General features: G+C 72.2%; 10 protein-coding genes. 6 read left to right on the forward strand and 4 right to left on the reverse strand.

What is annotated here, in order from left to right; translation table 11 throughout:
• Window positions 1-77: 77 nt before the first annotated feature.
• The 3 genes from HS041_RS35090 (at window position 78) to HS041_RS35100 (ending at window position 3,213) form a co-directional block, all read left to right on the forward strand.
• On the forward strand, window positions 78-293 hold the full coding sequence (locus HS041_RS35090) for a helix-turn-helix domain-containing protein (RefSeq protein WP_068924102.1): 216 nt from the start codon (window positions 78-80) through the stop codon (window positions 291-293).
• 111 nt (window positions 294-404) lie between these two features.
• Window positions 405-1,223 carry an enoyl-CoA hydratase/isomerase family protein gene (locus HS041_RS35095; RefSeq protein WP_374058923.1) on the forward strand — a complete coding sequence of 273 codons (819 nt, stop codon included), beginning with the start codon at window positions 405-407 and terminating at the stop codon, window positions 1,221-1,223.
• Window positions 1,224-1,338: 115 nt separating this feature from the next.
• Entirely contained in the window at window positions 1,339-3,213 is a 1,875-nt protein-coding gene (locus HS041_RS35100) for an ABC transporter ATP-binding protein (RefSeq protein WP_196445199.1), read from the forward strand.
• 42 nt (window positions 3,214-3,255) lie between these two features.
• On the opposite strand, the gene HS041_RS35105 is transcribed toward HS041_RS35100, so the two are convergent.
• Entirely contained in the window at window positions 3,256-4,137 is an 882-nt protein-coding gene (locus tag HS041_RS35105) for a sulfotransferase family protein (protein WP_196445200.1), read from the reverse strand.
• Between the two features lie 30 nt (window positions 4,138-4,167).
• On the opposite strand from HS041_RS35105, the gene HS041_RS35110 reads away from it, so the two are divergent.
• The 3 genes from HS041_RS35110 (at window position 4,168) to HS041_RS35120 (ending at window position 8,867) form a co-directional block, all read left to right on the forward strand.
• Window positions 4,168-5,166: a S66 peptidase family protein gene (locus HS041_RS35110; RefSeq protein WP_307845605.1), complete on the forward strand. Its 999-nt coding sequence runs from the start codon at window positions 4,168-4,170 to the stop codon at window positions 5,164-5,166.
• Between the two features lie 33 nt (window positions 5,167-5,199).
• Window positions 5,200-6,156, forward strand: coding sequence for a hypothetical protein (locus HS041_RS35115; protein WP_196445201.1), 957 nt, complete (start codon window positions 5,200-5,202; stop codon window positions 6,154-6,156).
• 176 nt (window positions 6,157-6,332) lie between these two features.
• Entirely contained in the window at window positions 6,333-8,867 is a 2,535-nt protein-coding gene (locus HS041_RS35120; protein ID WP_196445202.1) for an Hsp70 family protein, read from the forward strand.
• Between the two features lie 35 nt (window positions 8,868-8,902).
• Here the strand turns inward: HS041_RS35120 and HS041_RS35125 are convergent, their stop codons facing one another.
• From HS041_RS35125 to HS041_RS35135, 3 genes are all read right to left on the reverse strand, one after another.
• Entirely contained in the window at window positions 8,903-9,868 is a 966-nt protein-coding gene (locus HS041_RS35125) for an ABC transporter substrate-binding protein (RefSeq protein ID WP_196445203.1), read from the reverse strand.
• Window positions 9,865-11,103 carry a GGDEF domain-containing protein gene (locus tag HS041_RS35130; protein ID WP_196445204.1) on the reverse strand — a complete coding sequence of 413 codons (1,239 nt, stop codon included), beginning with the start codon at window positions 11,101-11,103 and terminating at the stop codon, window positions 9,865-9,867. The genes HS041_RS35125 and HS041_RS35130 overlap by 4 nt, the downstream gene beginning before the upstream one ends.
• Window positions 11,104-11,303: 200 nt before the next feature.
• A complete protein-coding gene (locus HS041_RS35135; RefSeq protein WP_196445205.1) occupies window positions 11,304-13,211 on the reverse strand; it encodes a dynamin family protein in 1,908 nt (635 codons plus the stop codon).
• Window positions 13,212-13,304: the final 93 nt, after the last annotated feature.

Below are 13,304 nucleotides of genomic sequence, written 5' to 3' on the forward strand. Positions count from 1 at the left end.
GTAGGTAGCCGATCCCGCAGAAATGACTGATCATGGCGGAGTAACGCTGCGGAAGTCTGGCACTACAGGAGGTACTCGTGGCCGAGACTCTTAAGAAGGGCACCCGGGTGACCGGGGCCGACCGTGAAAAACTGGCCGCCGATCTCAAGAAGCGCTACAGCTCGGGTGAGAGCATCCGGGCGCTCGCCGCTTCGACCGGCCGGTCGTACGGCTTCATCCACCGCATCCTGAGCGAGTCCGGCGTGACTCTGCGCGGGCGCGGCGGCGCCACCCGGGGCAAGTCCAAGCGCTGACCCCGCATCGGAACGCGCGACCGCAGCCGCTCGTCCAAGCCGTCCGCCCGAGCCTGTAGAACCTCATTCTGGAGAGTTCGATAGGCTCGGGCGGAACGGACGGCGACCTGTATGGGAGAGCGAGCGATGGTGGACGTGGCACCTGGGGGGAGTGCGGAGGAGATCTCCCTCGCGGAGATCGGGCTGCGCTACGAGGTGGACGGCGAGATCGCGACGATCACGCTGGACCGGCCGGACAAGCGGAACGCACAGACGTTCGCCACCTGGTCGGCACTGGCCCAGATCGGTGAGAACCTGCCGCAGCAGGTGAGAGTCGTCGTGGTCCAAGGTGAGGGGCCGTCCTTCTCGGCGGGCATCGACCTGCGGATGTTCACCCCTGAGGGTGTCCCGGGTCAGGGCTCGTTCGCGAGCACCGCGACCCTCGGCGGCGCGGCCTTCGACGAGCGGATCGCGCAGGCGCAGAAGGGGTTCCTGTGGTTGCGGCGCCCGGACATCGTCTCGGTGGCGGCCGTTCAGGGACACGCCGTCGGCGCCGGATTCCAGCTGGCGCTCGCCTGTGACCTGAGGATCCTGGCGGACGACGCCAAGCTGTGCATGAAGGAGCCCGCGCTCGGCCTGGTCCCCGATCTGACGGGGACCAAGCCGCTGGTCGACCTGGTCGGGCTGTCCCGCGCCGTCGAGATCTGCCTCACGGCGCGGGTCGTGGAGGCACAGGAGGCGGCCAGGATCGGCCTGGCCGAGCTGGTCGTCGCCCCCGGCGAGCTGAGGCAGGCCGTACGCGACCTGTCGGCGGCGCTGCTGGCGACCAACAGGGACGCCGCGACGGCGACCAAGCGGCTGCTCCAGGGCGCCCAGGGACGGACGCTGGAGGAGCAGTGCGCCGCCGAGCGCCAGGAGCAGATGGCGCGGATCAAGGCGCTCTTCGGCTGACCCCGCTCTCCGCGGGCACGGTCCGTGCCCGCGGAGCCGCGTGATCGTGTTCGCCCGGAGCTGACCGGGGAATCGCGTGGTCTCCTGCGGCGCTCGCACCGGGAGAGGAGGCCTGATGGCGATGATGGGAGGGGGTTTCGGCCCCCAGGCGATGCGCTCGCTTCGGCGCGACAGTTCGGTGACCAAGGAGCGCCTCGCGCCGGGCACGGTGAAGCGGATCGCCCGTTACGCGCGCCCCTTCTCCCGGCAGATCGTCGCCTTCCTGGCGCTGGTCGTGCTCGGCTCGGTCATCGTGATCGCCAATCCGCTGCTGATGAAGGCGATCATCGACGAGGGCATCGAGAAGGGGGACGCCGGACTCGTCGTCAGGCTCGCCCTGGTCATCGCCGGGCTCGCGGTCGTGGACGCCGCGCTCGGCCTGGCCCAGCGCTGGTTCTCCGCCCGCGTCGGCGAGGGCCTGATCTACAACCTGCGCACCGAGGTCTTCGACCACGTGCAGCGCATGCCGGTCGCGTTCTTCATGCGCACCCAGACCGGCGCCCTGGTCTCCCGGCTGAACACCGACGTGATCGGCGCGCAGCGGGCACTGACCAGCACGCTGTCGTCGGTCGTGTCCAACGTGGTGATGCTGGTGCTGGTGCTCGGCGCGATGATCGCGCTGTCCTGGCAGATCACGGCCGTCGCCCTGGTGCTGCTGCCGATCTTCATCTTCCCGGCCAAGTGGGTCGGTCGGAAGATGTCCGGGCTCACCCGCGAGCAGATGGAGCTCGACGCGGAGATGAGCTCCATGATGACCGAGCGGTTCAACGTCGCCGGCGCGATGGTCGCCAAGCTGTACGGCCGGCCCGACGAGGAGGCGGCCGTCTTCGGGCGCCGGGCCGGGCGGGTCAGGGACGTCGGCGTCACCGTCGGCATGTACGGGACGGTGTTCCGGGTCGCCCTGGGCCTGATCGCCGCGCTCGCCACCGCGCTGGTGTACGGCGCGGGCGGCGTGCTGGCCGTGAACGGCGCCTTCGAGGTCGGCACCCTGGTCGCGCTCGCCGCGCTTTTGATGCGCCTGTACGGCCCGCTGACCAGTCTGTCGAACGTGCACGTGGACGTGATGACCGCGCTCGTCAGCTTCGACCGGGTCTTCGAGGTGCTCGACCTGAAGCCGATGGTGGCCGAGAAGCCCGGGGCGAGGCCCGTCCCCGCGGGGCCGGCGACGGTCGAGTTCGACGACGTCTTCTTCCGCTACCCGGCCGCCTCGGAGGTCTCGCTGGCCTCGCTGGAGGCGGTGGCCAGGCCCGACGCCGGGCAGAGCCACGAGGTGCTGCGCGGGATCGGCTTCACCGCCCGCCCCGGCGAGCTGGTCGCGCTGGTCGGTCCCTCGGGCGCGGGCAAGACGACCATCACCTCGCTGGTCTCGCGGCTGTACGACGTCAACGACGGCGCGGTCCGGATCAACGGCGTGGACGTGCGGGAGGTCACCCTCGGCTCACTGCGCGACACCGTGGGCGTCGTCATGCAGGACGCCCACCTGTTCCACGACACCATCGGGGCCAATCTGCGCTACGCCCGGCCGGGGGCGAGCGAGGACGAGATCTGGGAGGCCCTGCGCGCGGCGCAGATCGCCGAACTGGTCGAGTCCCTGCCGGAAGGGCTGGAGACCGTGGTGGGCGACCGGGGCTACCGGCTGTCCGGCGGCGAGAAACAGCGCCTGGCCCTGGCCAGGCTGCTGCTCAAGGCGCCCGGGGTGGTGGTGCTCGACGAGGCCACCGCGCACCTGGACTCGGAGTCGGAGGCCGCGGTGCAGCGGGCGCTGAAGACCGCGCTGGCCGGGCGGACCTCGCTGGTCATCGCGCACCGGCTGTCCACGATCCGCGAGGCCGACCAGATCCTCGTGGTCTCCGACGGCCGGATCGTCGAGCGCGGCCGCCACGACGAGCTGCTCGCCAAGGGCGCCGTCTACGCCGAGCTCTACCGCACCCAGTTCAGCCGGGAGCACTGACAGGCCGGGAGGCCCGGCCTGAGGGGAGGCCCGGCGGGCCGGTCACCGGTAGCCCAGGCGGGCGAGCTCCTCGCGGGCGACCTTCTCCACCAGCGCGGCGTCCTCGGGCCGCAGGCGGGTGCGCCAGATGCCGACCTTCGGGACGCTCCTGCCGTACAGGGCCACCTTGGACACGTGCGTCTCCAGGAAGCGGGAGAGGGCGTCGACCGTTTCACCCGGGGAGGCGGTCATGTCCTCGTAGCGCAGGGTCAGCAGTTGCTCGCGGGGCAGCTCCTGGTGGAGCTCGGCCGAGAGGCGTACGGCGCCGCGCCAGCGCAGCGCGCACTTGCCGGCCGTGGACATGGTCTTCCACCGGTCGACGTTCCCGGCGGAGTTGACGCCGAGGAAGGCGTTGGGGAACTCGGTCTCGTCGCTCAGCATGGCCGGTCTGAACCACGACAGGGCCGCCGGGTCGGCGAGCATGTCGGCGGCCACGTCGCGGCCGTCCCGGATGAGCTGGACGAACCGGGCGTCGGGGAAGGCCTGGAGCAGCACCTGAGCGCTGTAGAGCAGGTCGGGGCTGGCGTCGCCGAAGCGGGCGACGGTCCCGGGGACGGCGCACGGACCCGTGCCCGTCACGCCGCCCGCCTCCCGGCACGGGGCCGGGCACTCGCGGCAGGCTCCCGGCAGGATCTGCCAGGACTCGGCCATGGCGTCGCGGAGCACGCGGGTGGCGCCCAGACCGCGCCGGGTGATGGAGGGGCGGCGGGCGAAGGCGTGCACGACGTGGGCCACGGCGGCACGGCCCATGGTGACGTGGAAGCCCGGGGAGCGTTTGAGGGCGCGGGCAAGCAGGTCCGCGCCGGAGTGCGGGGCGGCGAGCACGAACACCGGCCGGCGGACCTTGATGCCGTTGACCACGAGGATGTGGGTCGGAGGTCGCATATCTGACCCCAGTGTGGCACCGTTTCCCGGGTGAACGAACCGGCCACGCCCATGCAGGCCAGGGTGGAGGCGGCGGGCCTCGCGCTCGCCCGGGACCCCGGTGCCGCGATCACCACGCCCGCCGCGGCCGTTCCGCCCGTGTTGCGCCCGGGTGACACGGTCGCGGTGGTGGCCCCCTGCGGGCCGCCCGACCCGCTGAGGCTGGAGCGCGGCGTCCGCGTGCTGCGGGGGCTCGGCCTGAAGGTCGTCACCGGGGCGCACGTGCTGGAACGCGACCGCTACCTGGCCGGGTCCGACGCCGCGCGGGCGGCCGACCTGCAGGAGGCCTGGTGCGACCCGGCGGTGGCGGCCGTGCTGTGCGCGCGGGGCGGCTACGGCGCGACCCGGATCCTGAACCTGGTCGACTGGGACGCCATGCGGGCGGCCGGAGTGAAGACCTTGGCGGGCTCCAGCGACGTCACCGCCCTGCACCGGGCGTTCGCCGTCGAGCTCGGCGTCATGACCTGGTTCGGCCCCATGCCCGCCTGCGCCACGTTCAGCGACCCCGGCGGGCCCGAGCCTCGCACCTTCGAGCACTTCACCGCGGCCCTGTTCGCCGACGCCCCGCCCGTCACCGGCGACCGGGTGATCGCCGGAGGCGCCGCCGCGGCCCCCGTCACCGGGGGCAACCTGTCGCTGCTGGCCGCCCTGTGCGGCACGCCGTACCAGATGGACGCACGAGGGCGGATCGTGCTGCTGGAGGACGTCGGCGAGGCGCCCTACCGGATCGACCGGATGCTCACCCAGTTGTTCCAGGCGGGCTCGCTGGACGGGGCGGCGGGGTTCGTGCTCGGCTCGTGGCTGGACTGCGGCGACCCCTACCCGGTGCTGGAGGAGCGGCTCGCGCCGCTCGGCGTGCCGGTGATCGCCGGGCTGCCGGTTGGGCACGGGATGCCGCAGCTCAGCCTGCCGTTAGGGGCACTTGGTGCTATTGATGCGGAATCGTGCTCTCTGGCCTGGTCAATCCACACTTCCGAGAGGGCAGTCTAGAAAGGGGAGAAAACCGGCAGAGGGGATGCACGCGTGAGGCTGTTCCGGCGGCATCGCGACCGGCGGTCGGGGACCCCATCCGGGGCGCCGTCCGAGGCACCGCCGCGTGCGATCGAAGACGTCGACCTCGACTCGCTGCTCGGGCTCGTCGCCGACTCCCTCGGCTACACCTGCTCCTTCGCTCCCGACGGCCGCACCCTCGTCCTGTCGGGCCCGCGTGAGGTGACCGTACGGCTGGCCGGGTTGCGCGCCGAGGCCGCCCGCCGCTCCCGCGAGGACTGGCCGATGCTCGTCTCCGAGCACCTGTCGCACACCCTGATCACGGCGGACGAGCCGCTGGACGCCTGCGACCTGGCCCAGGTCCGGCCGTTGCTGCGCACCCGCGTCCAGCGTGACGACGACCTGGTCTCGGGCCACGTGGTCGGACGCCACCTCACCGCCGACCTGGTCGAGGTGCTCACGGTCGGGTACGGCGCCGCCGGGCGCCCGGTCCGCCCGGAGGAGGCCGGCTGCTGGCCGATCACCGCGGCCCAGGCCCTGGACCTGGCACTGGACAACGCCTGCCGGGACGAGCTGCTCTCGGTGGACGCCGGCGACCTCGACGGGGTGGCGATCCTGAGGCTGACCGGCCCCACCTCCAGCGCCGCCGCACATCTGCGCCGCCTCGCCGACTACCTGCCGGTCCCCGACGACGGCGTTCTCGTCACCCTGCCCGACCCGCGGACCCTGATCGTCCACCCGGTTGAGGGCATCGGCGTCATCCGGGCGATCGAGCGGCTGCGGCTGCTGGCCCAGCGGGAGTTCGATCGCGGCACCGATCCGCTCAGCTCCCAGGTCTACTGGTGGCACGGAGGCCGGCTCGCCCTGATCAGGGCCGACCTGGTCAACCAGGAGGGGCAGACCCGGCTGGTCGTGTCCCCGCCCCCGGAGTTCGCCCGCGTTCTCGCCGCCCTGGCCGGCCGCCTCGGCGGAGGGGCTCCGGGGAGCTGAGGGTTCCGGAGCCGGGGAAATCACGAGTTCTCCGCAGATCGTAGGAAGATGGTCTCCTGCTCCGAATCCGTGCCGACAGTCCTTTCGCATACCCTGGATCGTTCCCGGGTGCCCGCCCGCGAGGGAATGCGGTGGTGGTGCGGGGTGATCGGGTTCGCATCGACGAGGAGTGAGAAATGGCGCAGTGGTGCCTCGGTGTCGACCTCGGGACGAGTTTCTCCGCCGGGGTGATAGCAGCCGAGGGGCGCTTCGACATCCTTGAGGTGGAGGGGGAACGGCGCATCCCCTCCGCCGTCATGCTGGACGAGCGCGGGACGCTGGTGGCCGGCAGGGTGGCCCAGCGGGGGATCGGCATCAGCCCCGAGCGCGTCGAGCGCAACCCCAAACGCTACGTCGGCCGTGGCCGCATGCTGCTCGGCGGGGTCCCGGTGGACGTCACCGACGCCATGGCGGCGCTGCTGGAGCTGTTCGTGAGCGAGGGCCGGCGGCGCTTCGACGGGGCCGCGCCCGACTGCATCGCGCTGACCCACCCGGTCGCCTGGAGCGCCGAGCGCAAGGCGGTGCTGGTGGCGGCCGCGAAGAAGGTGGTACGCGGCGTGCGGATCGTGCTCATCGACGAGCCCGTGGCCTCGGCCCGCTACTTCGCCTCCTCCGGGCGGGTGGCCCCGGGATCCCACCTGGCCGTCTACGACCTCGGCGGCGGCACGTTCGACGCCGCCGTGCTCACCGTGGACGGCAGTGACTTCAAGGTCGTCGGTGAGCCGGGCGGACACGACGAGATCGGCGGCGAGAGCTTCGACGAGCAGGTCTTCGCGTTCCTCGGGACGCAGATCGAGCGGCTCGACGCCGAGTGGTGGCAGCAGGTCACCACCAGCGCGGAACGGCGGTACCTGAGCTACGCCGCCGACCTGTTCAAGATGGCCCGGGAGGCGAAGGAGGCCCTGTCGAAGTTCGACACCTCCTCCCACTACGTGGTCGGCATCAACGAGGATGTGCACATCAGCAGGGCCGACCTGGAGGGGCTCATCGGCGAGGAGATCGTCAAGACGGTCGACATCCTGGACGAGACCATCCGCGGTGCCGGGATCCGGGGCGACGAACTGGGCGCGGTCTTCATGACCGGGGGCGCCAGCAGGATGCCGCTGGTCCAGCAGGTCGTGCGCGATCGCCACGGGGAGCTGGTCCGCACCTACGACGACCCGAAGATCGTCGTCGCCTACGGCGCCGCGCAGCTCGCCTGGAAGCTCAAGGTCGAGAGGCCCGACACCACCGGCCCGCGGGCGACGGGCGGGGTGGCGCTGGCCGTGACCGGGCGGACCGGCCAGACCGGGGGGCACCAGGCCGTCCCGGGCCCGACCGGGGGCCAGCAGGCCGTCCCAGGCTCCAGCGGCGGCCAGCAGGCCTTCACCGGTCCCAGCGGCGGCCAGACCGGTGGACATCACCTCCCCGCCGGTACGGCTCCCGCTCCGGGCGGCCCCACCGCCAAGGGGATCGAGAAGGTGATGGACGGCGTGCTGGAGGCGAGCGTCGAGGGCGGCCGGGTCTTCGTGCACCAGGCGTTCGAGAACGGCCACTTCCTGCGCAGGCTCGACGGGCTCGGTGGCCGCCACGACCGCGAGTTCGCCTTCGGCCGGCTGGTGGAGTGGGCCGCCTCGAGCGAGGGAGTCGTCACGGTGGAGCAGGTCGGCCCGGCGCAGACGCTGGCCCGCACGCTCACCCCGGAGCTGGCCGTGCGCTCCACGCACCCGCTGCAGATGTGGGGGAACCCCACCGTGCTGGCCCACGGTCCCACGGCCTGGGTCTTCTACCAGCCCGGACAGGTCCTCTCGGTCGACGGCACGATGGGGCTGCCCTGGGGGGAGACCGGCCACCTGGCGATGATCGAGCTCGACCTGGGCGGGGGGTTCTTCTTCCAGGAGCCCCGGCCCCGCGACCTGGGCGCCTACGCCCAGTGGTTCGTGAACGAGGACAACCGGTCCCGGCGGTTGCTGGACCAGGAGGGACCCGGCGGCACCGAGCCGTCGCCCTCGGTCGGGGCGCCGGGCTGCACCGTGGTGCTCGGGCAGTTCAGCAGCACCAAGCCGCTCTTCGCCAACCAGCACCAGAACTTCAGGCCGTGGCAGGTACTGTGCCTGATCGACCCGGGCGGCATCGTGCGCCCGACGGTGCGCGATGCCGGGCAGAGCTGGCTGCACCAGGTCGTCCTGCACAAGGGCAGGTGGTTCACGGCCAGCTCGGCGGGGCTGGAGGCCGACACCGCGGACGGCCGGACCGTGCCGGTCCTGCCGCGCCCGCGGGCCGGCGCGCTGCGCTGGTTCCCGGCCGGCAACCAGATCTACGCGGTCGGCACCGACCAGGTGAGCCCCGCCAGGGGCTGGTCGGTCGGGGTCTTCGACGAGCGCTCCCACTCGGTGGCCTTCCTGATGGGCAAGCAGTCGGCCACCCTCTCGGGTCACCTCACCTCCCGGTACCGCTGGGAGCGCCCGCGGATGGTCGCCGACGGCGACTCCATGTGGATGACGATGCGGGACGCCGGCCGCAGCAGGCTCCTGCACGTCACCCCAGCCGGAGCGCGGGAGGTGCACCGCACCTCGGGGACGTTCGAGCCGGTCGCCCGGGTCGCCACCGGCCTGCTCTGCCTGCACAACCCCGACGACGCCACGGGAACCGCGCGCGACCAGCCCGCCGCCCTGGTGCACCTGCCGCTGTAGGAAGGCCCGCCGCGGTGACGAACACCTCGGCGGGTTCACCCGTCGCCCGCCGCCGTTCGACGCGCGGCCGAAAGCCAGGGCCGCCACACGTCCTCGTGGGCACGGACCCAGTATTCGGCGGCCTTCTCCGGGGACATGCGCTTGCTGGCGATCCACGCGGCGACCATGTCCTGGTCGGCGTTGGTCCAGCGGAACTCGCGCAGCAGGTGGTACGCGGGGCCGCCGCCGTCGGCGAAGGCGCGGCTGAACAGCTTGTTGAGCCGGTAGGTGGGATAGTCGCACGCGACGGCCGCCGGGTCGGCGTCGCACCCGGCACGGTGGGCCGGCAGCTTGATCTTCTGGAACTGCAGGCGCCAGGTCAGCCACTGGGGCTCGTAGAAGTAGAACAGCATGGGTTCGCGCCGGGCGTACAGCTGCCGGACCCTGTCGATCTCAGAGGTCTCGGAACCGGCGAACACGACGGTGTAGTTCAGCCCGAGGTTCTTGATCAGCGCCTGCTCGTGCGTGACGTATGTCGGGGAGGCGGCGAGGAGCCGCCCCCGGCCGCCGCTCTCCGGAGCCGCGAACAGGTGGGCGTAGCGGTTGAGATTGCGCCAGTCGGTGATGTCGGGGTACTGCTCGACGAGGTAGTCGGGCACGTACCAGCCGATGGTGCCGGTGTTCCCGGTGGGACCGCCGTCGATCACCGTCGCGCGCTGACGGATGTAGCGCGCCGCCCAGTCGTCGTGGCCCCAGTTCTCCACGAGGGCGTCGATGGAGCCCGCGTCCAGGGCCCGCCATCCCTGCTCCTCGTCCAGGGGCACCAGTTCCACGCGGTAGCCGAGCCCGTGTTGCAGCAGATGTTTCACGACATGGGCGTTGGCGTGGTAGCCGACCCAGGAGTGCAGGCCGATGCGCACCGTGGGACGGTCCCGCCGCCCGGCAGAGGTGTCGGAGGGGAGCGTCAAGCCCGCGCACAGCAGCACGCTGATCAGTCCCAGCGATCCCAGGAAGCGCTTCATGCCGGTATCTCCTGCCGGCCGTCCGGGACCGGCAGCCGAACGGAGCCGTCCTCGTCGTGCGGGCCGTCCCCGCCGGTCACGTCGGGGTCGTGCAGCACGATGCCGCCCCGCTTGGCCCGATACATCGCCGTATCGGCGCAGCGCATCCAGGCGTCGACGGTGTCGCCGTGCTCCGGATAGAGCGCTATGCCGAAGCTGGCGTGCACCGGCAGCGTGTGGGCGCCGACCTGCACCGGCTGCGTCAGCCGGGCGCGGATGCGCTCCACCAGGCGCACCGCCACATCCGCGTCGGGCACGTTGGGCAGCAGGAGCCCGAACTCGTCACCGCCCAGCCTGGCCACCGTGTCGCTGCCGCGCAGCCCCGCCGACAGGCGTTGCGCGACGGCCTGCAACAGCTCGTCACCGACAGGATGGCCGAAGGTGTCGTTGACCTGCTTGAAATAGTCCAGGTCCACCAGCACGACCGCTCCGTGCTCCTCCAGCGCCGCCCGCCTGCGGGCGTGCTCGGCCTTCTGCAGGAAGAGCTTGCGGTTGGCCAGGCCGGTCAGGGGGTCGTGCAGGGAGGCGTGCTCGTGCTGCCGGGCGTGGCGGCGCAGCTTCCGGTTGGTCCACCAGGCGATGGCGATCAGCACCACGTACAGGCCGACCAGGCCGGGGCCCAGGCGCCAGTACGCGTGCTGGAGCCGCTCCTGCGCCTGCGCGGCGATGGCGTCGTAGGGCAGGTACAGCTCCAGTGTCCCGATCACCCTGTCGCCGGCGATCGAACGCACGGGCCGGGCCACCCAGATCATGCCGGGCGCGCCGGAGCGGGCCAGCGGATCGCCGAGAACGGAGACGCGGGTGTGTCCCGCCGCCGCGGCGGCCAGGCCGTCGGCGTCGGACGGCGCCGCATGGGGCGACTCGCTGTCCGAGATCACCACGCGCCCGGTGAGATCGCGCAGCAGCAGCCGGGCCACCGACCCGTGGAAGACCGCCGCCCGGATCGCCGCGCGCATCCGCTGCCGCTCCGCGGCGGACAGGGCGAGATCGTCGGTGGTGATCGCCGGTGAGATCACCATGTCCTGGATGAGGTCCGCCTGGGCGCGCCCGCGCTGCAGCCCTTCCGTCACCGCGTCCTCGGTGTGGCCGCGTACCAGCATCACGCCCAGCAGGATCACCGGCACGAGACTCACCACCGCGAACGCCGCGAACAGGCGTGAGCCCGTCCCGGCAGCTCGCATGGTGGCGGATCGCATGCCTCTCTCTCGGCACGGGAGCCGACGGTCTGAGACTTTTCTCACGTCTCCGAGGCCGGAAAGCGCAATCACGGCGCCGGAGGGCGGTGACGGCCTCGCGTATCGCGGCCGCGAGGCCGTTCACCCGGGGATCGCCGGCGGCGGGGGCGGCGCACCGGTTCCCGGTGACGCGGCCGCCGGCGATCGGGCCGGGGCAGGCCCTAGACGCCGCCGCCCAGGGCGGCCACTGCGGTCGCGAGCTCCTTGCGCAGTTCGTGACCGCGCTTGGTGAGGGTGTCGATCGCGGTGATCCGGTCCTGCCCGGACTGCCGCGCCTTGCGGCGGTCCTCCGCCGAGCGCGCGGAGGCGGCCTTCAGCTCGGCGCGCCGGCTCTCCAGCTCCTTGCGCCGCCGCATGAGGCTCTCGTCCGCGACCTGCTCGACGTTGACCCGCCAGGTGGCGACCATCCGCTCCAGGTCGAGCGTCATCTCCCGGGAGACCAGCGAGAACTGGTCCCGCAGCGCGCTGCGCAGCGCCGCCTGGTTGCGCTGCACCTTCTCCATCGAGCGGCGCCCCATGAAGATGGCCGCGCCGATCGCCGGGGCGACCAGGATGAAGCCCACCGGGCCGAGCAGGGTCGCGGCGAAACCGCCCAGGGAGAGGCCGATCGAGGCCGACGGCAGCACGTCGCGGACCATGTCCACGCTCTCCGGGGCGCCCGCGGCCATGTCGCCCCGTACCTGGACCTGCGAGAGGTTGGGCAGCATCCGCCGGTCGGCCTCCAGGTCCACCGGGTCGAGGCCGAGGTCGCGGGCGAAGGCGTCCAGTGTGGTGCGCGAGAGCATCTCCACGTCGTAGACGATCTGCGACCAGATGGCCTCCAGCGAGCGCTGCACGCTCAGCGGCAGCTCCGCCATGTACCGGTCGATCTGCTCCTGCTTCTTCAGCGTGGAGATCGCGTTCTCGTACGGCTGGCGGACCTCGGCCACCCGTGCCGCCACGATGCCCGCCACCTCGCGGCCGAGGAAGGTGTTGGCCACCGCGCCCGCCCGGCGCTTGGCGGCCAGTTCGGTGAGCCGCTCCAGCCCGGCCTCCACCTCGGCGAGCCGGGCGGTGATATCGCCCTCGTCGTCGGAGCCCACGGCCACGTCGTCCTTGGCCCCGGTCGCCAGAGAACCCAGCACCGAGAGCGCGGCGGCGACCACGGTGGCACCCCGGGCGGAGTCGCGGCCCTCGGCGAACCCGCGCAGGTGCCGCTCCAGCACGTCCATGCCGCTGCGCGCCCGCAGCGCGTCGGCGCGCTCCTGCCGTCCCTCCCGGCGCTTGGCCTCGGCGGCCTCGGCGAGCTTGGAGCTCACCGGGATCCACGGAGCCGACAGCAGCGGGTTCAGCGTCACCGCCCGGGCGGGGTTCTCCGCGACCGCCTCGTTGACGAAGGTCCGCAGCCGGGCCTGGTTCTCCTCCATCAGGCTCCGCCAGTTGGCCGAGTCCTCGACCTTGGTCAGCACGAACGCGATCGCCTGTACCCGCTCGGCCGCCTCGGCCAGGAACTCCAGCTCGTGGCGGAGCACGGGCTGGTCCTGCGCGCTGAGCGTGAACAGCAGGGCGTCGGCCCGCTGGAGCATGGCGACGGTCACCTGGCGGTGGCCGACGGTGAGGCTGTCCACCCCGGGGGTGTCGAGCAGCCGCAGGCCGTCGAGGAGGGGGTTGTCGAGGGTGATGTCCACGCTGACCACGTCGCGGCGCTTTCCGGCGTCACCGCGCATCGAGGCGTAGTCGGGGATCGACTCGATGGTGATCGGGGTCTGGACGGGCCCGTTCTCGGTGCTGCGGTGCACGACGGCGGCCAGCTTGGGGCCGCGGCGCAGCGAAAGGAAGCAGTTGGTGGCGACGTCGGCGTCGACCGGGACCAGGTCGGGATGGCCGACCAGGGTGTTGAGCAGGCGGCTCTTACCCCGCTTCTGCGCACCGGCGACCACGATGTCGGTGCACTCGTCCTTCCACCGGGCCGCGCAGGCGGCAAGCACCTCGGCCAGGTCCGCCCGGCCGCACCGGCTCGCCAGCGAGTGGACCTCGTTGGCGTAGCGCAGCAACCGGGCCACCGGGCCGTTCTGGTCGGGGGTCGTCATCGGATTCCTCCAGCGTGGATATCCCAGGCTTCAGCTCTGGGTAGGAAACGCGGCGCAGTTCTGCGGAGTTCGGTGGCGTGCTCGACGGCGGCG

This window comes from Planomonospora sp. ID67723 (assembly GCF_015711605.1).
Taxonomy (GTDB): Bacteria; Actinomycetota; Actinomycetes; order Streptosporangiales; family Streptosporangiaceae; genus Planomonospora_A.

What these genes read in the sequence shown, in the direction of transcription:
- HS041_RS35125 (WP_196445203.1), bottom strand. Translation starts at nt 9,868, where the DNA reads ATGAAGCGCTTCCTGGGATCGCTGGGACTGATCAGCGTGCTGCTGTGC.
- HS041_RS35135 (WP_196445205.1), bottom strand. Translation starts at nt 13,211, where the DNA reads ATGACGACCCCCGACCAGAACGGCCCGGTGGCCCGGTTGCTGCGCTAC.
- HS041_RS35105 (WP_196445200.1), bottom strand. Translation starts at nt 4,137, where the DNA reads ATGCGACCTCCGACCCACATCCTCGTGGTCAACGGCATCAAGGTCCGC.
- HS041_RS35100 (WP_196445199.1), top strand. Translation starts at nt 1,339, where the DNA reads ATGGCGATGATGGGAGGGGGTTTCGGCCCCCAGGCGATGCGCTCGCTT.
- HS041_RS35095 (WP_374058923.1), top strand. Translation starts at nt 405, where the DNA reads ATGGGAGAGCGAGCGATGGTGGACGTGGCACCTGGGGGGAGTGCGGAG.
- HS041_RS35120 (WP_196445202.1), top strand. Translation starts at nt 6,333, where the DNA reads ATGGCGCAGTGGTGCCTCGGTGTCGACCTCGGGACGAGTTTCTCCGCC.
- HS041_RS35130 (WP_196445204.1), bottom strand. Translation starts at nt 11,103, where the DNA reads ATGCGATCCGCCACCATGCGAGCTGCCGGGACGGGCTCACGCCTGTTC.